Below are 22253 nucleotides of genomic sequence, written 5' to 3'. Positions count from 1 at the left end.
GTATCTCTTCTTTGACAAGGAATTAAATACAGGTGTTCGGTTTAGCGGCCGCCTGGCTGCTAGAAATGGGCTGGTCCCGGGGAATTGTGCCTTTTCGGCATTCCCGTCCGAAATCGAAACCTGCTGATGAGCTCCACAGCGAACGTGTCGGTACCCGGCAGCCAGCAAAAACAACCGTGGTGCTCCGTGATCATCCCAACGCTGAACGAAGCCCGATTCATCGGCCGGACACTGACGCGTTTGCTCGCTTCCCCACCCTCTTCCTTTGAAATTATCATCGCCGATGGCGGGAGTACCGACGATACCGTCGCCATTGCCCGAGGCCACGGAGCACACATCGTCAGGAGTTATCGCGGGCGCGCCGCTCAGCTGAACGCGGGAGCCGCTGCCGCCAGGGGTGATAGCCTGCTTTTTTTGCATGCCGACACCTTGCTCCCCCCGGACTTCGCCCGCTTCTTTCCGCCCGGTTACCACGGACCGGCGGCCTGCTTCCAACTCCGGTTTACGAATCAGCGGCAATCCGCGCTGCTGCGCTTTTACAGCTACTGTACCCGCTTCGATTTTGACGCCTTCCGATTTGGCGACCAGGGCTTATGGGTGCTCCAACGCGACTTCGCGGCCGTGGGCGGGTATCCCACCAACTGGCAATTGCTGGAGGATAATTACCTCGTCCGAAAGCTACGTGCTTACCGGGGTGCATTCCGCGTCCTGCCCGTGGCGGTGGAGACCTCACCGCGGAAGTACCTGCGTAACGGTGTAGCGTACACCCAATTGGTATATACGCTCCTTTACACGATGTACCGCACAGGGGCTAGCCAGCAATTACTGCAAAAAACGTACGCTCGCTTACTCCATTAACTCCAGGATGCCGCGCAGGGGTACCGAGGCCTGCTGGGGACGGTAGTTAAGATCGTAGCGCAACTCCTGCAGGGCCTTCTCGATGCGGAAGACGTCCAGGATCACCTGTAGATCGTTCTCGTCGGCGGGTAGCAGGCGGGTGCCCTGGGTGGCTTTACGATAGGCCGTCAGGTATTCGGCAGCCAGGTAACGGTTGGCGGTCTGCAGCCAGTCGGCGAGCTTCGGCCGGGCGGAGGTGGTAACGCCTCCGGCATTCTCCTCGTACACGAGTCCGGCAGCGTAGGCGATACTGCGCATCATGTTGGCGATGTCCTTTGCCGGGCTGCGACGCAGGCGACGCTGGCTGTAGCTGCGGTCGGGGTCACCGTCAAAATTCCGGATCAGGAACTTATCGTCACTGATAATGAGCTGTTCCAGGGTGAAATCCCCGTGGATGCGGATCTTGTCGGATTCGATCTTGTGGTCGTAGATAAGCTGCAACTTCTTGTGCAGTTCCCGCTCCTGTCCGAGCAGGGTATCGGCCAGTTCGGCTACCTCTTCGTCCAGGTCGTCCATGGTGCGCTTCAGGAGATCGAAGGTGCTGCGAACGTCTCCCTTCAGTCCCGCGTAAACGCTGCGCTGGTAGTGCAGGCTCAGCGCCTCGCGCCGGAATCCGTCCTCGTTCACGTCGGCCAGCACGGTGTGGTAGGCGGCCGTTGCGCGACCCAGTTCGGCGAGCTTGATGACGAAACTGGGGCCGAGGAAGTCCTTGATCGTATCCGGCATATCCTTGTATACGATGGTATCGGTGACGTGGACATCCTCGGGATGGGCTTCCTCACCATTTTCCGACGACCGCCGGTTAATGATTTTTTCCGAAAAGCGCCGCAGGTTGTTCAGCACGTATTCCCAGGCGTTGCCTTCGTTGTCCTGCCGCTCCTCGAAGATCGCCAGCGTGGCATTGAGCCGTTGCGTAGGCGTAAAGTGCAGCGTCCCGACTACTTTGGGGGCGGAGCTGTAGCTGCGCCGGTTCAGCATATGCTTCACTTCCAGGTCGGGCACGTCGTTGCCATCCACCCGTCGGTAGTACTTGATGTTGTAATCGCGGCTCTGGAGCATCATGTACTCCGTGCCGGAAGACACCATATTCGCGTCCTGCTGCGACCGGGTGGCCATGCTTTCCTGCGCCAGGAAGCGGAAGTCCTTCATATCGCCGTAATCCTGCAGTCCGTTGATCAGGCCGCGGCGGTAGTCTTCGTCGTAAAGCGCATCGATCAGTACGACCTTCCGGTCGCCATTGTCGATGATGGCGAGCACTTCCTCCCGGGCGGTGTAGTCCACATCCTCGTGGTAGCGGTGGAAGGCGAGCGGCAGCTGCAACATCTCCGGTAAGCCTTCCAGGTAGGTAGCTTCGAGCAGCATCCAGCCGAAGTGGCGTTCGCTGGTCGCCTGCAGGCGGTAGTCGTAGATCTTGACCTGGTCGAGTTGGGGCGCCCGGACGCCCATCCAGGAGACGGAACGCAGGAAGTTGGGCAGTACGGTCTGCTCCAGGCTGCGGATGTTGGTCTTGCTGAAGAAATTTTTCAGCGTGTCCGCCTGGAGGGACGGCTGACTGAGTTCGCGGCTGTCCACGTTCTGGCCGTGCGTCGGTTCCAGTTCCAGCCAGTAGTAGCCGTGCCCGGCCATGGTGATCTGGTAGGGATTGCGGCTGACCTCTTCGAAGTGTGTGCGGCCGAATACTTCCCGTACCCGGGTTCCTTCGTAGTCGGACAGGTCCAGGCGGACGGCCTGGGGGTGGCGGCTCAGGTTGACCACCACGATGACCCGTTCGTCCTCGTATTCGCGAATGAAGGCCAGAATGCGGCCGTTGTCCGGTTTGAGCCAGTGGATCTTACCCCGGCCAAATACCTTGAACGACTTGCGCTTGTTAAGCAATTTCTTCGTCCAGTTCAGCAGGCTGTTGGGGTTCTGCTGCTGGCGGCGTACGTTGACCCAGCGGTAGCTGTATTCCGTATCGCGGATGACGGGCAGGTACAGACTGTGCGGATTGGCCTCGGAGAAGCCGGCGTTTTCGTTATTGTTCCACTGCATCGGGGTCCGGACACCGTCGCGGTCACCCAGGTAGTAATTGTCGCCCATACCGATCTCGTCGCCGTAGTACAGCACGGGGGTACCGGGCAGGCTCATCAGCAGCACGTTCAGCAGCTCGATCTTGTTCCGGTCGTTGTCCATGAGCGGGGCCAGGCGGCGGCGGATACCCAGGTTGATACGGGCCGTCCGGTCGCTGGCGTAGACGTTGTACATGAAGTCCCGCTCCTCGTCGGTGACCATCTCCAGCGTCAGCTCGTCGTGGTTCCGCAGGAAAGTGGCCCACTGGCAGTTTTCGGGAATTTCCGGCGTCTGGTCGAAAATGTCGGTGATGGGGTGACGATCTTCCATCTTGATGCTCATGTACATGCGCGGCATCAGGGGGAAGTGATAGTTCATGTGGCACTCGTCGCCGTCGCCGAAGTAGCTGGCGCTTTCCTCCGGCCACATATTCGCCTCGGCCAGGAAGAGCACGTTGTCGTAGTTCGTATCGACGTGAGTGCGCAGTTTCTTCAGGAATTTGTGCGTTTCGGGCAGGTTTTCCCCGTTGGTTCCTTCCCGCTCGAAGAGGTAGGGGATGGCGTCCAGGCGGAAGCCGTCGATGCCCATACCCATCCAGTAATCCAGGATCTTGAAGATCTCGTCCTGTACGATGGGGCTGTCGTAATTCAGGTCGGGCTGGTGGTGGAAGAAGCGGTGCCAGTAATATTGCTTGGCTACCGGGTCCCAGGTCCAGTTGCTGGTTTCGGTATCGGTGAAGATGATGCGGACGTCGGGCCACTTATCGTCGGTATCGCTCCACACGTAGTAGTCTCGCTCGGGACTTCCCTTGGGGGCGCGGCGGGCGCGCTGGAACCAGGCGTGCTGGTCGGAGGTATGGTTGATGACCAGCTCCGTGATCACTTTCAGGTTACGGGCGTGAGCGGCGTCCAGGAAGCGCTTGAAGTCGTCCAGGTTACCATAGGCTTTGCTGACCTCGTAGTAGTCGGAGATATCGTAGCCGTCATCGCGTAGGGGGCTGGGATAAAACGGCAGCGTCCAGATGGCGGTGACGCCCAGTTCCTCTAAGTAATCCAACTTCTGCTCCAGACCGGCAAAATCCCCGATGCCATCCCCGTTGGCATCATAAAATCCTTTAATATTCAATTCGTAAATAATGGCATCTTTATACCATAGGGGCTCGCGGCGGTAGCTGTTGTTCATAAAGGTAAATGTAGCAGTTAGAGGCTGGGTTACTCAACGGGTGACGCGCTAATTTGTGCGGCTCCGCCAGCTATAATTGGCTAAGCCTCTAAATCCACGACCTCAGTGGTTGGCGGATATTGCCCGCCAAGCGCCTCTGAATTTTTGCGACGGAGCGCAGGATAAAAAGTCCGCCGGTAATCCGGAACCTGCTTCCGTACTAGAAACTCGGACAAAGCAGACACTCCGACTTCCCGAACACCGTTGTCAGCGACAATTCGATGGCCCCCGCCCCGCTGGTCGAGGCATGGAGGGAAGAGATATTGACGTCATAATTCACGCCGATACGCATGGGCCCGGCCGCTACCCTGGCGGAAGCTACGATGGATTCAGATCCGAAACCCGAAAGTCCGCGGGTAAGCCGGTAACCGCCTCCCAGGCTGAGAAAGGGCGAGGGCACGCGGCCGCCGCGTGCCGGCCGCCTGAAGTCGAGCATGCCCCGCAGGTACACCTGGTTGTGGGGTCGCTGGTAGCTGTACATGGCGAATACGCTAATACTGTTGGTTGCGGATACGGGCAGGGTAGCCTGCACGTGCGGCGACCAGCGCATCGCCAGGTGAGCGGACGAATCGGAAGCGACCGATGACGGACTTCCGTCATCCACGAAGGTCGTTGCGGGCCGCCCCAGGTGCTTGATGCTCAGGCCCCCCGTGATGCTGCGGGCGTTCCGGGAGTCCTCCAACCAGGTGAAGGCCACCCCTACCCCGTAATCGAGGAAGCCGAAATTGTAATACGCCAGCCGTTCGCCCGACGCGCCCGGGCTGTCGAACTGATGGTCGAAGGTCAGCTGGGAAGCATCGAGGTCGTACTGTATCAAGCCGACTTCCGCCCCTACACTCACGGACGTACCTCCGTAATAGCTACCACTGAGGTTCTTCGTGAAGGCAGCACTGAACATACCGTCGACCCGGCGCAGCGTAGGATCGCCCTGCCAGTCGGAGAGAACATTAAAGCCGAGTCCGAAGTAGTCTCCCCGCCGGCTCCCGCAGATCCGGTGGTCGATGCTAGCCGCCATCGTACGGTAGCTGGCCGTTTCCAGAAAACTGCGCCACTGCTCCCGCGCCACGATGCCGAAGCGCGTTGTCGCCTGCCCCGGAATGAAACCGGTGAGTGCCGGGTTCAACTGCGGGGTGATCGCCGAGTAGTCGGATACGACCGGATCCTGCGCCTGTAGCCGCCCCACCAGGAGCAGCAGGAGGGGAAAGATTATCCAATTCGGTAGAGGGGTACGCTTCATCATCGAATAATTAAAATGGAGCCGCTAATCGTTTTCTCGAATCCGTCCACGTAGCTCACTTTCACCTGGTAAGCGTAGGTACCCGGATCGGCCGGTTCGCCACCGTACACACCATCCCAGCCGTAGGAGGGGTCGTTGGCCGGAAAATCATTGGCGCTGTAGACCAACATCCCCCAGCGGTCCCGAATCTCGAAATAGTCGACCCGTTCAATTGCCTCGGGTTGGTGGGCGCGCACCCGGAAGCGGTCGTTGAGGCCGTCTCCGTTGGGGGTGAAGGTGTTCGGCAGGTAAATATCCCGGCCCATCTCGACGGCAACGTGAACGGTATCCCGGATGCTGCACCCTCGTTCGTCCGTAATGCTCGCCGTGTAGTCCTGGCTGAGGAAAGGACTGGCGAGGGGCACGGGGCATTCATCACAGCTGAGGTGGTAGTCCGGAGACCAGGTGATAGAAGGTTGGTCGTCGCTGTACCGGGTGAGCAACTCGACCGTACCCCCGAGCGGCAGGGTGAGGGTGTCGTGGAGGATATCAAGCACCAGCGGCTCCGGCTGCATGATCTGGATGTCGTAAGCTTCCGCACAGTTATTGGCATCGGCTACTTCCAGGATGTAAATGCCGGCATCGAGGTCCGTGAAGCGGGAGTTCGGCGCCCCCCTCCGGTCGATCTCGGTACCTAGCAGGCTTATCCGGTAAGGCCCCACGCCGCCCGAGGGGGTTCCGTACGACACGACCCCATCGGAATGGTCGAAACAACTCACGTCCGCCGCCATGTAGCTTATGGAGAGGGGTTCGTTCTCCCGCACCGTAAAGGCGGTGTCCAGCGTACAACCCATATTATCGGTCACCCGCAAGGCGTAGGTATCGGCGGCCAATCCGCTCCGGCTCGTTCCTTGATCCCCATCATCCCAGCTAGCGAGTAACGGGCCTTCCCCGCCGGATAGGCGCAGCGTAATTACGCCATCCTGCCCCCCGTAGCAGCTTACATCGGCGATATCCGGAACGACCTGAATGGGTAGCGGAGCGATTACCTCGTGGTTTTCCGAACTGACACAGCCACGGCTATCCGTTACCTCGACCGTGTAAGTTCCCGCCCCTACTCCGATGAGCTTAGCGGATTTTTCACCGGTTGAGGACCACGCATAGGTAAAGGGGGCTACCCCCTCCATCACCTCTACCACAAGGATACCGTCGGTTCCGTCACTGCAGGTCACGGGGGCCATTTCGCGTATACCGATCGCTGCCGGTTCGAGCACCGTAATGGTTACGCCAGCGGAATCGGAGCAACCGCGATCGTCGGATACCTGCAACCGCGTATCGAAACTGCCCGCCTCGGTAAAGGTATAAGTCGGGTCGGTTCCGGCGTAAGCTTCGCCGTCGCCGAAGGACCAGCGCCGGCGCCGCACGTCACCCGTAGAAGATCCGGTAAACTGGATGGATTGACCGACACAGACCGTACCATCACTCACCCCAAAGCGGGCAACGGGTGCCGGGCGTACTTCTACGCTTTTCGTAACGGAAGTAGCGCAAAACCCGTCGGATGTCGCCAGACTTATGTCGTAGACCCCCTCCGTATCGTAGGGGTGAACGGGAGAAGCTTCGGAGGATATATTCCCGTCACCGAAGGCCCAGGTTACCTGGGTTGCTCCCTCCGTTTCGTTGGCCAGGAGAAGGGGTTCGGAAACACAAGCCGTTGCCTTGGCCATCGAGAATGCGGCAACGGGCGCGGGCCTGACGTATACAGACTCTTCGGTACTATCCTGACAGCCACGGGCATCGGTCACGATCTGAAGAACACGGTAGCTGCCCGCCTCCGGGAAGACGTACTCCGGTTCGCAATCCACCAGGGTAGCCGACTCACCGAACTTGTAGGTGCAGTTCAGTAAGTCGCCGCTCGCGGTGCTGCGTAGCGCTATTGCCTGACCGGCACAAACCGTATCCGGTACGGTAAAGGATGCGGATGGGCGGGCATTAACGGTAATATCCGTACACACCGAATGGGAGCAACCGTTCCCGTTGCGGGATTGGACGGTAAGGCACACGCGGTAAGTACCCGGTCCCGGGAAGATGTGGAAAGGACTGCTTTCGTGGCTCACGGGACTCCCGTCGCCAAAGTCCCAGGTCGCAGACAGGTGTTCCCCGCTTTGGTGGGTAAGCTGGAATTCCTCCCCATCGCAGACATTTGCTGGTGCGTCGAACCGGGCGGTCGGCCTTTCCAGTACGGTAACTTCCATGCTGGAACTATCCGCTCCACAGCCGCTGGCCATCTGGGTGATGCGGTAGGTGCCCGGTTGGCGGTAGACGTAGACGGGATCGGGCATCGCGCTGCCGTTCCCATCACCGAACGCGTAGTTGATCTGGGCACCGGCAGCCGTGAAGTTGGTTAGCCGGACGGTATCGCCGACGCAGACTTCCGCCGCCTCGAGCCGGAAAAAGGAGTTTAGATTCCCCGGGCCGACCGTCACCTCGTAGCACTGCTCGTCTACTCCGCAGGGATGGGTGATTTGCAAGCACAGCGTCAGGGTCTCCAACACCTCGGTTTCGTGTACCACGGTGGGGGGAACCGGGCCGGTACCGATCACCTTATCGTTAAGCAACCAGGTGTAGGTCTGTGCTTCTCCGGACGTCTGGTTGACCAGTCGAATCGTATCTCCACTACAGTAGGCCTGGCGATCGGTACCGAAGCTGGCGACCGGGGAGGCCCGTACGAAGATGGAATCGGTTTTGCTACTGATCGAACAGCCGTTGCGTACTTCCAGGGTAACGGTATACAGGGTATCGTAGGACCTGGAAGGAAGGGTCAGGGGGGCAGGTACCGTACTCGTGCTGATTACCTTATCCCCGAGGTACCAGGTCCGGATAATGTCGCTTCCGTAAGAGTCGTCTTCTAGGGATACCTCCAAATCCGAACAGTCGTCCGGATCATAATGAACGACGAACTCGGCGTGTGGGGGTGTAGTCGTAGACGGGGCCACACTGATCTCGCGGGTAAGCGAACTGCTACAGGGTCCGCTGTACACGGTGACGGTAACGGGGTAAGTTCCCGCTTCGGCGTAGGTATGACACATCTGCCGGCCCTCGCTGACCGAGCCGTCGCCATAAGACCATTCTACTCTTTCATACGGCAGCTCCCCGACCAGAGCGAAACACGTCTCTTCACCGCCGCAGCTTTGAGTCACGAAATCAACCTCCAGGTCGGAAACGACGACCTGGAAGCTGGCCTGATCGGCGCATCCTGCCAAATCCGGATTATGGTAAGCATAGTGGATCCGGTGGGTTCCCGTACCGGCGGCATTAGGATCAAAGAGTCCCTCAGGGGTAACGAAATCCCCGCTGAAAGTTCCGCCCGCCGGTGAGGCCTGGAAGGTCACCGGATCGCTGCCCAGGCAGAGAAAGGTATCCAGGGGTACGGTCACTTCGGCGGCGGTCACCTCTATCCATAATTCATCGGTTGTCAGGCAGGGCTCGTTACCGTAGGTGACCCGGTACCGGCCGGGCGAATAGCTTTGGGGATCGATTACGCCATCGAAGGGAGCTCCGTTAATAGCCCAACGCCCGCCCTTAGGGCTTGCGTGAAGAATCATCAATCCGGATTGATCGCATATTGTCGTATCGGATTGTACAATGTCGGCAACCGCCTGCGGACTTACGATGAAGGTATCGCGAAGCGTGACGTCTCCGCATATAGGATTCTGCGTACTTGCCTCCAAAAAGTAGGTTCCGGGGGTCAGGGCGGTAAGGCAGCTATCGATCACCTGACCGTTAAGACGGTAGGTGGCCGACTCCACCCAGGGGGTCGGGCAATAGTCAAGGCTAATGCACGCATCGGCCTGGGGAATCAGCGTCAATTCGGAAGCACGGACTACTTCCACGGAAAAGGTGTCCGAGGAATTCGTCACGCAGTTACCGTTCGTTCCGGACAGGCTGAATCGGTATCGTCCAGGTTGCGTGAAGGTTGCGTGACTGAGTAACTGCCCCGGGCGACTGAGGGTGACGCCGGCCTGAGGCGTTACGGACCAGTTGCGTCTTATCAAGCCAACGGACGAGGCTCCGTTCAGCCGGATGGTCGCCTCTCCGTTTAGGCAGACCAGGGGAATGTCGTTGCCGGTTTTGGTCAGTCCGGAGTCCGGGAAGGCCACCGCCCGTGGTTTGTCGATCACCCGAAGTTGCCGGGTGGTGATATCCTCGCCACAGTCGTTCGCAACGGCCAGCGTGACGGTGTACGTGCCCGTATCCGTATAGGTGTGGAAGGGGCTGTTTCCTGCCTGCGTCCCGTCTCCAAAGTCGTATACGCTTTCTAACACCTCCGCCGGACAAGATGCGTTATAGATTTCGATCTGTTCGCCGGCACAAACGACTCTGGGAAACCGATCGAACTTGGCTTCGGGTGGGTTGAGGGCCGTCAGGGGAAAGAAGCTGACAATGGGCCGATCATCTCCATTAATGTAAGTACTGAGACTGACCAGTTTGCGGCTCTGGTAATTACAGGATTCGAAAAGTGCACCGAAGTCGTAACGGTAGGAAAGATTAAAGGAGGAATTGGAGCCTACCAATGATTGGGGATGCGTTCCGTCATCCCAATTGATTTGGAAGGAATCTATCTTCTCCGGATAGCCTGGCTCAACGGTGATCTTCACGCAGAGGTCTACTACATTGTCTTCTATACATACCGTTTGCCCCCCCTCACAGATTTGTATGGATGGCGCACCAACTGTCTGTGCCTCAGCTAAATAAGAGGCAAATAGAAGAAAAACGATCAGGGGGATGTCCGTTAAGGGACGATGGAGAAACGGAGGTTTCATAGTGTATTGGGGTCAACGTTCCCGGGTAGCTCGGGAATAGCTGTTTAAACGCAAAATCCGATTCAACGAATTTATTAAAATTCAGCGAACGGAATGAACATTTCCCCAATTGATTATATGAATACTCTGGCCCTCTTACGATTAGGTTGGTTTTTATTTACAAGCGGTCACGCTATGCCTACCGGAGGATCAAGATACTTCCGCTCATTGTCTTTTCAAATCCGTCAACGAAGCGAACCTGTACCTGGTAAACATACTGCCCGGCGGTAACCGGGTTGTTTTGGTAGGTACCGTCCCAACCGAAGGTTTGGTCATTCGGTGGGAAGGACTGGCGGTCGAAGAGCAGCATCCCCCAACGATCGCGGATCTCGAAGCTGACCACTTCGGCAACCGCCTCGGGGTAAGCGGTGCGGACCCGAAACACGTCGTTGCGCCCATCCCCATTCGGCGTGAAGGTATTGGGGATGTATACGTCCCGATTAATCTCTACCTCCACGGTCACGGTGTCGCGCGCCGAGCAGCCCCGGCTGTTCGTAATCAGGCCGGTGTAATGCTGGGTGAAGTACGGCTGGGCTACCGGTGTCGGGCAGTTGTTGCAATTCAGGCCGTAGGCCGGCGTCCAGCTGAACGTGGGCTGAGTGGCGTTGTAGCGGGTGGTCAGTTGTACGGTGTCCCCCAGCTTCAGGAAGACGCTGTCGGGGAATACGTCCAGGGTTACGCGGTCCGGTTCGGGGACGTATACCTCCCGTTCCAGCAGGCACCCTAGCGCGTCCTCCACTTCTAGGGTATAGACATCGGGAAGCAGTTGATCGAAGCGGGTAATCGTGCTGCCGCTTTCCCGGTATCCGGTTCCGGTTAGCGTGATGGCATAGGGGCCCACTCCGCCCGTTACGCTGCTTATATCCAGCGCTCCGTCGCCCATTCCAAAACACGAAATCCCTGTAAGGGAGTCAACGACCATCAACGCGGCATTCTCGGGCACTTCCAGCGTGAAGGGGACGATACACCCCGCTCCGTCGGAGACGGTCACGTCGTATTCTCCGGCCACGAGCGCTTCGCGGGAGACACCCGATCCGCCATCCGCCCACTGGATGAGGTAGGGGGTCGTGCCTCCGGAAAGATTCAGTGCGAGGCTACCGTCTGCTCCGCCCGCGCAGCTCACCACTCCGACATCCGTTCCCGGCAGAATGGGTGGCGGTTCGGTGACGGTCACGGAATCCCTTAATAAGCAGCCGTTCGAATCGGTCACGGTGAGTCCGTAGGTGCCGGCGGAGAGGTCGTTGTTCGTATCGTTTACGCCACCGTCCGACCAGGCAAAGGAATACGGAGCGGCACCTCCCGTCGTGACAAACCGCAGTCCGGCCGTGGTGGCACCGTTACAATTGATGGGGTCCGTCTGTTGAAGATCGCCGGTCACGGGTTCGTGAACAACCAAGTACTGAAGGACGGAATCCGTACAACCGGCGGCCGTGGATACGCGCAGTTGGACGGGATAGGTCCCAGGTGATGGAAAGGGATGATCGATCTCCGGTGTGAAAGCGGTGGTCCCGTCACCGAAGGTCCAGGACCGGGTATCCACCGGGCCGGAGGATGCATCCGAAAGGGGGAAGCTTTCCCCAAAGCACGCCGTTGTGTCGGGTGCCACGATCGCGGCGGCCGGGCTTTCGTGTACCGTCACTGCGGTTGCGTAGGCCGCCCTGCAAAACAGGTCGGAAGCCGTGAGGGTGATCGTGTATTGGCCGGGGCCGTCGTAGCCATAAACGGGATGCTCCGTTGATTGGCCGTCGTCGTTCCCGAAGTCCCAGTTATAGGTTTCGGCACCGGTACTGAGATTCGTGATTCGGAAGGAATCCGGATAGCAAAGCTCCGGGGAAGCCAGGCGGAAATCGGCGCGGGGAAGATTCCGAACGGTAACCGCTTGTCTGATGCTGTCCCGACAGCCCCGGCTATCGGTAACAACCTGAGTGATGTTGTAGGTACCCGCCGTGGTGTATTGGTGACTGGCGGTGCAGTCCGTGGCGGAGGCGCCGTCGCCAAAACGATAGCGGCAACTCAAGCCATCTCCCACCGCCTCGGAGCGGACGCTCAGTTCGGAACCCAGGCAGAGGCTATCGGTATAGGTGAAGGCCGGAGTTGGGGTATCGCTTACCTCGACGTCAATGCAGACGGTATGATCGCAACCGTCCGGTCCCATACTGGTCACCGTGAGGCAAACCTGGTACACGCCGGCGGTGTCGAAGACGTGGCTTGGACGGTAATCCGCGACTGGCGCGCTGCCGTCACCGAAGTCCCAAATAGCCCTCAGGGTATCCCCGCTGAGGTTTTCGAAGCTTGCCTCCGCACCCACGCAGATGGCCGCCGGCGCGTTGAAGCGGGCGGTCGGGCGCGGCACGACGCGGACCGTTTTTTCGAAAGCATCGGAGCCGCAGCCGAAGGCGCGTTGGGTGATGGTGTATTCACCGGCTTGCTGGTACACGAAAGAGGCATTGGGTTCGCTGCTGCCGTTGCCGTTACCGAAGTCGTACCGTACCCCTACCCCGGGTGTGGCGAAATTGGTCAGGTGTACCGTATCGTCAACACAGATTACCGTGGCGGAGACATTGAAAAAGGCTTCGACGTTGGTGGGCGTGACGACGATCGGCCGGCAGGTGGTCGTGGAACCGCAGTCGTTGAAGGTGGTCAGACATACTTCCAGCGTGTCGCGGGAGGCGGTTTCATGAACGATCAGGGGAGGCAGGGAATCCGTACCGATACGCTCCCCATTTACAGACCACTCGTAGGCGGTGGGTTGGCCGATGGCGTTATTGGCCAGCAGGATGGTATCGCCGGAGCAGTAGGCCTGCTGGTCCGTTCCGAAATCGGAGGTAGGGAGGGGCCGCACCAGGATCTCTTCGCTTGCTGTACTGGTTGTGCAGCCATTACTCACCTCCAGGCTGATCTCGAAGAGGGAATCGCGCAGGCGGGAGGCCAGCAGCAGGTCAGCGGGAGCTACCGTATCCGCGAAGATTTCCCCGTTGATCCGCCACGTATAGGTCAGGTTGGTGCCCGTAGAGGTGTTCGTGATGGTGACGGGCAGGTCGGAGCAGCGGTCGCTATCGTAATCCAGACTAAAGGAAGCGACGGGAGCGGGCGCGATACTGACCGAACGGCTAAAAGTGGCTACGCAGGGCCCACGGGTCACGGAAATCTCCACCTCGTAGTTGCCGGCACCGGGGAAGGTGTGGCAGGGGGCGTCTCCCGTTGCGGTACGTCCGTCGCCGAATTTCCAGCTCACGGATTCGTAGGCACCGGGGGTATCCACGGAAAAACATACTTCGTTCCCGTTGCAGGCGAGCGTCTCGAAGCTGGTACCGAGTTCGGAAACGGTGACCTGGAAGGTATTGCTGCCGCCGCAGCCGACAACCTCCCCATCTTCCCACTCGTAGGAGATCTGGAATGTGCCCAGCCCCGCTACGGTAGGATCGAACTGCCCGGTCGAATCAATTCCGGTGCCTACGAAAGATCCACCGGCCGGGCTCGCGGAAAAGCGGACCACTCCCCCATCCAGGCAAACCTCGGTATCGTCGGGCACGGTCACCGCCGAACTGACGATTTCTACGGTGATGTTGTCGGACAGCAGACAGGGTTCGTTGCCGTAGGTGATGCGGTGAATTCCCGGGCTGAGCACGCTGGGGTCAATGGTACCGTCGAAGGGTTGCCCGTCGACGGCCCACTGTCCGCCGGCGGGTACGGCTTCCAGCCGCAGCGGGTCATCCCGGTCACACAATGCCGTATCGGTCGTGATGATGACGGCGGTTGAAGTAGCGGAAACGACGAATGTATCGCGCCGGGTTGCGTCTCCACAGATTGGGTTGGCCAGGAAGGCTTCGACCACGTAGGTTCCCTCTTCTACCATACGACCGCATTCGTCGAGGGATTCACCATTGATAGTATAGGTAGCTTCAGGCAGAAAGGGTTCGGGGCAGTACGAAAAGCTCACGCAGCGATCCTCCTGATGTTCGAGTCGTAACACGGTGCTTTCGAGCACGTCGATATCAAGGGTATCCGCAGCGGCGAATTGACAATTATCGTTTATTCCAGAAAGGATCAACTGGTACGAACCGGGGGAGGTGAAGGTCACACGGGTGTTTCGACGCTTAGCATTCTCGAAATTCACGCCGGTACTCGGATAGGCCGTCCATTGCGCGCTACTGATACCTTCGGAGCCCGACCCATCCAGCCTCACCACCGCCCGACCATCCAAACAGACCCGGTAGGGATCGTTGTAGCTCGCAACGATGCCGGAGTCGGCTGACACCCGGACGACCGGACGTTCGATTACGGTGATTTCGCGGGTTATTTGGTCGGAACTTAATTCGTCCGTGTTGCAATAATTGCTTACTCGAAGGCGCACTTGGTAGGTCCCGGCCTTGGTGTAAGCGTGCCTGCCAAATTCGTCCACAGACGAACCATCGCCGTAGTCCCATTCCGATAATAGGCCGATGGAAGGGCAGGAGGTATTCTGGAAGATAATCTCTTCTCCCGTGCAGACCGTCTTCGGGAAGTTGTCGATCCTGGCCTTGGGCGGGTTACGCACGGTCAGGGGGAATATACTCTGGATCGGATCCACTTCCCCCTCTACGTAAACGGAGAGGGTAACGTAGAACGGTCCGTTTTCGTAGGTACACTCTTCAAAGAACCTTTTAAAGTCGTAGCGGTGGTTTGTCTCAAAGGGATCGTTTCCCGCCCCCCGCGTGAACGCGTCGGTGCCATCCCCCCAGTTTATACTCAGGGACTTGATGGTTTTAGAATAGCCCTCCGGAACATTGACGCGTACACAGAGGTCAAGCTTGTCCTCGGCCAAGCAGAAAATCTGTCGGTCGCTACAGGTCTGTATAGTAGGTCCGGAACTGTCTTGACCACTCAGGCAGGCTGTGACCATTACCAACAGGCAAATCAAAAATGGATAGAATCGCCATCGGGGGGGAGTCTTCATCGTGAGTTTTCTGGGGCGTACATGCAGTGGCCTCCAACCTCGAAAGAAATCGGAACGCCACCAAATTCATTCGAAAAATAGAAAAAAGTCACCCTCCCTGTAGCATATCCAGACATATTAGTAAGTGTTGGAAAGATGAATTTGCCTTTTTCAAATCCGCTAATTATTCGTTCCCTCCCGCAAATGCCCCGTCAAGGACATACTCCATGCCAAGTGAGCAAAACAAAGTTGCAGCCGGCCAATCACAAGCCGAACTAATTTGTTCTGGATGATATTTTTAGTTCTGTTAAAACAGAACTAAGTAGATTTACACCCGTTTTCCTGACTCATACTTCTATACTATGCGTCAGATTTCCCGCGCCCGCTCTTCACTTCCCAGTCGACCGTTAAGCTGTCTCTCTTCTCTGCTCCGCTCCGCGCTGTTACTCGGGGCCTTACTCTTCCTGTGTAGCCAAGCCACAGGACAATCGCCTTTGCGGATTGCGCTGCTCAGCGATGGGACAGAACCCGCCGGGATCGGATTGGATAGCCTGCTAAAAGATGAATTACGGGCACTGCTAGGTACCCGCTTTAACCTTACAGTTGATGCATACAGTCTCCCCCGGTTCGGCGAAGCACGGCTAGACGATGCATACCGCGAATCGGATATCGTGATTGGCACCAGTATCGGTAGCAGCCAGGCGCTGCTGGACCGTAAGAACTATCCGAAGCCAACTATTGCCGCCATCGTAGTAGATCCCGCTGCTCCGCAAGACTCGACCGGGAGTGGCGTAAACAACCTGACTTATGTGCGATCTCCGTTCGACATCGAGCGCGATCTGGACACCCTGGCCAAACTCAAACCATACGATCGGCTTACCGTGGTTACTTCGAAATATTTTCGGGAGCCACTCAGCCAGCAGCTCGCCGACTATGCCGGTGCCTCCGTCACGGTAATAGCGGCCCAACCCACCGCGGCGGCCACCTGGTCGCTGATCCCCAAGAATACCGGGGCCGTCTACTTTACGCCGGTAACGGAGATTCTCCCTCCTGCGGAAACCGAGGAGCTCCTGCAATTGCTGAACGATCGCGGCGTCGCTACCATGAGTCTGCTCGATTACCCCATGCTGGACCTCGGCGTGCTGGCCGCCTACTCTTCCGAGGATATCATCAGTCGCCTGCCCCGCCGAGTGGCATTGGACGTACTGCGCATCACGGACGGTGTGGATCCCGCCACCTTCTCGACCAGTATCGAGGGTTCCAACCAGAGCCTGATCATCAATATGGGGGCCGCGCGTACTTCCGGTATCTACCCCTCCTTCGACCTAATGCGCCGCTCCGTGCTGCTTAACCCGGTGGCGGTGGAGTCCGGCCCCGTTCTGACGCTTGAAGGAGCGATTGTGGAAGGGCTGGCCCGAAACCTGGGCTACCGCATTGACGAGTACGAAGTCGCCCTGGCGCGTACAGACGTTAACGTGGCAAAAGCCGACCTTTTTCCACAGCTGGGCGCGGGAACTTCCCTGACTATGTTGGACCCACAGACCACTGCCTCCAGCTTCGGTTTGCAGGGCCGCTACAACTGGACGGGCTCCGCCACGCTCAATCAGGTCATCCTTTCCGAACCCGTTTTCGCCAACGTAGCGATCCAGCGCCTGCTGGCGGAGGGACAGCAGGCCGCTCTGCAATCCAGCCAGCTGGACGTGGTACTCGACGTCAGCACCGCCTATCTCAACGTACTACAGAGCAAGGAATTCCTGCGCCTGCAAAATGAGAACCTGAACGTTACCCGCGCTAACTACGACCTGGCCGTTAACCAACAGGACCTGGGCGCCGCCGCCGTAACGGACGTCTACCGCTGGGAAAGCGAATTGTCGCTCGGTTCCATCAACGTCAACGATGCCGAGGCCCAGCTGGCCCAGGCATGCTACCAGCTTAACCAGCTGCTGGACCACGACATCAACGCCGACTTCCGGCTACCGCCCTTCACCGGGCAGGACTCCCTCCTCGGGCTAATCGGAAAGACCCTGCTTCCGCTGCTCAATACCCCCCGGGATATTGACCGGCTCGCCGACTTCCTGGCCGACGAGGCACGACGTAATCTGCCCAGTCTCCGGCAACTTGACCTGGCGATTGCCGCCCAGGAACGGCAGGCCAAAGCCCGCGAACGCGCGTTTTACCTGCCCCAGATCGCCGTTGAGGGCCAGCTGGGCTACCGGATCGGCAACTATGCCACCACGCCCCTGCCACCGGAATTCAATTTCGACTTCGCGGCGGCCGACCGGCCCCGTGGCACCTATACGATTGCGGTCGGGGCCAACATTCCCATCTTCCAGGGTGGGCTGCGCAAGGCCCAACTCGAACAGGCCAAGCTCACTACTCTGCAAACAACCGCACAGCGCGAGAATACGGAAAACCAGCTCGTGCAGCGGCTTTACTCCAGCGTGGAAACCCTGGTTGCCAGCTACCGGAACCTGCGCCTGGCCCGGGAAGCGGCGGCTACCTCCGAGCGCAACTTCGACATCATTGAAGACTTGTACCGCAGCGGGGCGGCTAACGTAACCTCGCTCATCGACGCCCAGAACGTGGTCCTGCAGTCCCGCATCAACGCGACCAACCTCGGTTACCAATTCGTGGCCGATTTCCTGACCGTACAGCGGGCCACCGGCAGCTACCAGTTTCTGGCCGAGCCCGCCGAGCAGACCGCTTTTCTCCAACGCTTTCTCTCCTTTCGCGACGCGCAGTAATGCGTTCCCTCCCCTACTTATCCCCGAATAGCCAACCGATGAAATATTTCCATCTTCTCGCCCTTCTTCTCCTACTTACTGCCTGCGGTGGCGGTGATGAGGAAGCTACCGTCGAGCCGCCGGTGCGAGCCGTCCGCGCCCAACACGTCACGGTTGACGACGGCACCAGCAGCCAGGTGTTCAACGGCGTCGCGGAAGCCGCGGGTCGGACGCCCCTTTCCTTTCGCGTAGCGGGCACCCTGCGCAGCTTGCCGGTGAAACTGGGCCAGCGGGTAAACCGCGGCCAATTGATCGCCACGCTCGACCCGGCGGACCTCCGGGTGCAGCAATCGCAGGCAAATGCCCAACGACAAGCCAGCCAGGCCCAGCTGGAGAGCGCCCAGACCCAATTGATCGCCGCCCAGGCCGCCTACGAGCGCACCTCCCGCCTCTATGAAAACAACAGCGTTTCCCTGAGTCAATTCGAGCAGGTGCGCAGTGAGTTCCAAAGCGCCCAGGCCCAGGTGGAAGCCGCGCGTAGCCAGCTGGAAGCCAGTGGCGCGCAGGTCCAGGCCGCTGGCAACCAGGTCGCTTATACGCGCCTCCCCGCACCCTTTGCCGGCGTCATCACCGAAAAACACGTGGAAGAAAACGAGTACGCCGGCTCCGGCAGGGCCATCGTGACGCTTAGTACCGAGGAGAACCCGGAGGTGGAAGTGAGCGTACCCGAAGACTTCGTGGGCCGCCTCGCTTCCGGGCAGCAGGTGGAAATTACGTTTTCTTCCATTCCCGACCGAGCTTTTACCGGCACGATCTCGGAAGTGGCCTACGCCGCCGCGGGTTCACCCAGCTATCCCGTCACGATCGCCGTCAACGATGAGACCGAAGCCATCCGCCCCGGCATGGCCGCCACCGTCCGGTTCCAGTTCGGCGACGCAACCGGCGGCCGCGACACCCTCATCGTAGCCCCCACCGCCTCCGTTTCTGAAGGCCCCGATGGCCGCTACGTCTTCCGCCTCGAAGCCGGTGACCGCGCCGACCAGTACGTGGCCCGCCGCGTACCCGTAACGGTAGGTGATTACACGCATTCCGGATTCGTCGTCCGGGATGGCCTGCGCCCCGGCGATCTCGTCGCCACGGCCGGCCTGAAGCAGCTACTCGATGGCATGCCGGTCCGCCTCCTGACCCAGTAACCTTTACCCGACCAACTCCCCCAAGATGAATATCTCCAAATTAGCCGTCGAAAACAACCGGGTTACGATCCTGGTCGTCCTCATGGTGGCCGTCCTCGGTCTCGTGGGCTACAACAGCCTCAGCCGCAACGCCATGCCGCCCTTCACGATCCGCGTGGCCTCGGTCGTATCCTCCTTTCCCGGGGCCAGCCCCGAACGCATCGAGGAACTCATCACCGAACGCATCGAGCGGGTAGCCCAGGAACTGCCCGAAGTGAAGGAGATTACCAGCGAAAGCCGGACCGGACTCAGTATCGTCAACGTGGAGCTGGACCCCAGCGTCAGCGCCGAAAAAATGCAGCCCGTATGGGATCGCCTGCGCCGCAAGATCGACGTGATCCGGCCCGATTTGCCCGACGGCGTGCGCAGCATCGTGGTGAAGGACGAGGACATCGGCGTGGAATACGGAATCCAGGTGGGCCTTACCGGATCGGGCTACTCCCTCAGCGAGCTGGAAGACGCCGCCGAGGATATCCGCGACGACCTGGTCACCCTCCCCGACGCCGCCGAGGTGGAGATCACCGGTATGCGCCAGGAGCAGATCTTCGTGGAGTTCGACAATGCCCGCCTGGCCCGCTACGGGCTGTCGGCCAACCAGCTGCAGCAGACGATCTCCGCCACCAACATCGTATTCGCCGGCGGCGACGTAATGCTCGGCGACCAGCGGATCGTACTGGAGCCCAGCGGTAACTTCGAGAGCCTGGACGACCTGGCCAACACCGTCGTCAATCTCGGCGATGAGCAGACGGCCAAACTGGGCGAGATCGCCTCCATTTCCCGTGGTTACGCCACCCCGGCCGAGCGCCTGGTACGCCTGGGTGGGGAGCAGGGCCTGGTCGTAGCCGTAGCCGTCCGCGAGGGCGCCAACCTCGTGGAATTGGGCGAGGATATCAACCGCCGCCTGGAGGTTTTTAATCAGACACTCCCCGTGGGCATGGAAGCCCGGCGGATCGCCAGCCAGGATACCTTCGTCCAGGCCAGCGTAACCAACTTCGTCTCCAACGTCATTCAGTCCGTTGCTATCGTACTGGCCGTCATGTTCCTCTTCCTGGGCTGGCGCACCGGGCTGGTCGTGGCGAGCCTCATTCCCCTGGCCATCGTCATGACACTGCTGCTCATGAACGTCTTTGACGTGGGCCTCAACAAAGTGACCCTGGCCGCGCTCATCATGGCCCTGGGTATGCTGGTGGACAACGCGATCGTGATCTCCGAATCGATGATGGTGGGCATGGAGAACGGACTTTCTCCTAAGAAATCCGCTTACCAGGCCACTTCCGAACTGGCCATCCCGCTGCTCATCTCTTCCCTGACCACCTCGGCGGCCTTCCTGGCTTTCTTCCTGGCCGAGAATACCATGGGCGAGATCATGGGCAACCTCTTCGTCGTAATTTCCTTCGCGCTACTCAGCAGTTGGATCCTGGCCATGACGGTAGTCACCATGCTCGGGGTCGCCCTGATCCGGGTGAAGCAGAGAGGCGAGGACGGGGAGGCCGAAACCGCTCCCGAAGCGGAGGCCGCCCCGCAAAAAGGCAACATTTTCGAGCGCCTCAACGAGCGCTACCGCGGCATGATCTACTGGTCGCTAAAGCACCCGTGGATCGTCCTGACTTCCGTGATCGTGTTGTTCTTCTGTAGCCTGTCCCTGTTCGGCCGGTTACCGTTCATCTTCTTCCCGGATAGCGACCGTAACCTCATCACCATGAATATCGAACTGCCTCAGGGCACCGATATCCAGCGGACCACCGAGGTTACGGAGGGCATGGAGGCCTACATCAATTCCGAGTTGCTAACGGACGACCCCGATGCCCTGGGGATCGCCAGCTATACGAGTTTCGTGGGTGAAGGCCCTAAGAGCTACGACTTAGGCTACCAACCCGGCGAGGCCAATAGCGGCTACGCCCACGTCCTGCTCAACACGAACCGCTTCGAAGCCAATAACCAAATGATCGAACGGCTGGAAGCCTACGGCCGGGAGCAGTTTCCGGACGCCGACATCAGCGTAAACCCGCTTTCCGGCGGCGGAGGAGCCACGGCTGACGTCGAGGTGCGCATCAGCGGGCCGAGTGCCGACGAACTCTTCCGCATCAGCGACGACGTAAAATCCACGCTTAACCAAATCCTCATCGCCACCAACATCACCGACGATTGGGGTCCGAAAAGCAAGAAGGTAGTCGTGGATATCGACCCGGACAAGGCCAGCGCCGCGGGTGTCACCAATCAGGATATCGCCGTCTCGCTGCGGACCAACGTCAGCGGCTTCACCGCCGGCAGCTACCGGGAGGGCGACGAATCCATTCCCATCGTCATGCGCGGCCGAAGTGCCGAAAGTTACCGCGTGGAGGACCTCGAGGGGCTCAATGTTTTCGCCCAGGGCAGCGGCAACAACGTCCCCCTGGCGCAGGTAGCCGACGTGAACGTCGATTGGCAATACGCCAAGATCAAACACCACGACCTCGTCCGTACCCTGGCCGTGCAGGCCGATGCGGTCATGGGCTATACGGCCACCGATGTCACCCGCCAGCTGACGCCCCGCCTCGATTCCCTGGCCGACTCGTGGCCCGCCGGCTACACCTACGAACTGGGTGGCGAGTCGGAACGCAGCCGCGAGGCTATGGGTGCCGTAGCCGCTAAGTTGCCCCTGGCCGGATTCATCATCGTCCTGCTGCTGATGCTCCAGTTCAACAGTTTCCGCAAGATGGGTATCGTGCTGGCCACGATCCCCCTCGGCATCATCGGCGTGATCCTCGGCTTGCTACTCTTCCAAAGCTACTTCGGCTTCATGGGCTTCCTGGGGGTCATTTCCCTGGCCGGCATCCTGATCAATAACGCGATCGTGCTTATCGACCGCATCGAGATCGAGGAACGGGCCGGCAAGACGGAGTTCCGCGCCATCGTCGATGCCTGCCAGCAACGATTCCGCCCCATTCTGCTGACTACCTTCACCACCGCCCTCGGCCTAATTCCGCTTTACCTGGGGGGCGGCTTGATCTGGGAGCCGATGGCCATCGCCATCATGGTGGGCTTACTGTTCGGTACGGTGATCACGCTGATCTTCGTCCCGATTACATACAAACTTCTTTTCGGTATCCGGGAAAAGACACCAGCTAGCGATGAGGAAGCCCATTTCGTCTGATCGAGGCC

Annotated in this window: 8 protein-coding genes; 4 read left to right on the top strand and 4 right to left on the bottom strand. The window is 59.3% G+C overall.

All coding sequences use genetic code 11. The annotated features are described in order from the left end of the window. The first annotated feature begins 126 nt into the window (after positions 1 to 126). A complete protein-coding gene (locus DRW39_RS16275; RefSeq protein WP_116108121.1) occupies positions 127 to 858 on the top strand; it encodes a TIGR04283 family arsenosugar biosynthesis glycosyltransferase in 732 nt (243 codons plus the stop codon). On the opposite strand, the gene treS is transcribed toward DRW39_RS16275, so the two are convergent. The 4 genes from treS to DRW39_RS16255 form a co-directional block, all read right to left on the bottom strand. After that, on the bottom strand, positions 847 to 4128 hold the full coding sequence (gene treS / locus DRW39_RS16270; protein WP_116108120.1) for a maltose alpha-D-glucosyltransferase: 3282 nt from the start codon (positions 4126 to 4128) through the stop codon (positions 847 to 849). The genes DRW39_RS16275 and treS overlap by 12 nt on opposite strands. Before the next feature lie 199 nt (positions 4129 to 4327). Further along, the gene (locus DRW39_RS16265; protein ID WP_157976170.1) at positions 4328 to 5404 is read right to left on the bottom strand and encodes a PorP/SprF family type IX secretion system membrane protein; all 1077 of its coding nucleotides are present in this window, start codon (positions 5402 to 5404) and stop codon (positions 4328 to 4330) included. Continuing rightward, a complete protein-coding gene (locus DRW39_RS16260; protein ID WP_116108118.1) occupies positions 5404 to 10203 on the bottom strand; it encodes a PKD domain-containing protein in 4800 nt (1599 codons plus the stop codon). Before DRW39_RS16260 ends, DRW39_RS16265 begins: the two co-directional genes overlap by 1 nt. Positions 10204 to 10381: 178 nt before the next feature. Then, complete coding sequence (locus DRW39_RS16255; RefSeq protein WP_198664915.1) at positions 10382 to 15046, bottom strand: PKD domain-containing protein; 4665 nt, start codon at positions 15044 to 15046, stop codon at positions 10382 to 10384. 473 nt (positions 15047 to 15519) lie between these two features. Between DRW39_RS16255 and DRW39_RS16250 the strand changes: the two genes are divergently transcribed. From DRW39_RS16250 to DRW39_RS16240, 3 genes are read left to right on the top strand one after another with little or no spacing between them, the layout of a single operon-like run. Further along, positions 15520 to 17901 (top strand): TolC family protein, encoded by a 2382-nt coding sequence (locus DRW39_RS16250; protein WP_116108116.1) that lies wholly within the window; start codon positions 15520 to 15522, stop codon positions 17899 to 17901. Between the two features lie 38 nt (positions 17902 to 17939). Next, on the top strand, positions 17940 to 19073 hold the full coding sequence (locus DRW39_RS16245; protein WP_157976169.1) for an efflux RND transporter periplasmic adaptor subunit: 1134 nt from the start codon (positions 17940 to 17942) through the stop codon (positions 19071 to 19073). 25 nt (positions 19074 to 19098) lie between these two features. Further along, the gene (locus tag DRW39_RS16240; protein ID WP_116108114.1) at positions 19099 to 22245 is read left to right on the top strand and encodes an efflux RND transporter permease subunit; all 3147 of its coding nucleotides are present in this window, start codon (positions 19099 to 19101) and stop codon (positions 22243 to 22245) included. Positions 22246 to 22253: the final 8 nt, after the last annotated feature.

The organism is Lewinella sp. IMCC34191 (assembly GCF_003390935.1).
In the GTDB taxonomy this organism is placed as follows: Bacteria; Bacteroidota; Bacteroidia; order Chitinophagales; family Saprospiraceae; genus Neolewinella.
The sequence above is the reverse complement of the archived record's forward strand: the minus strand, read 5'-3'. Positions and strand labels throughout refer to the sequence as shown.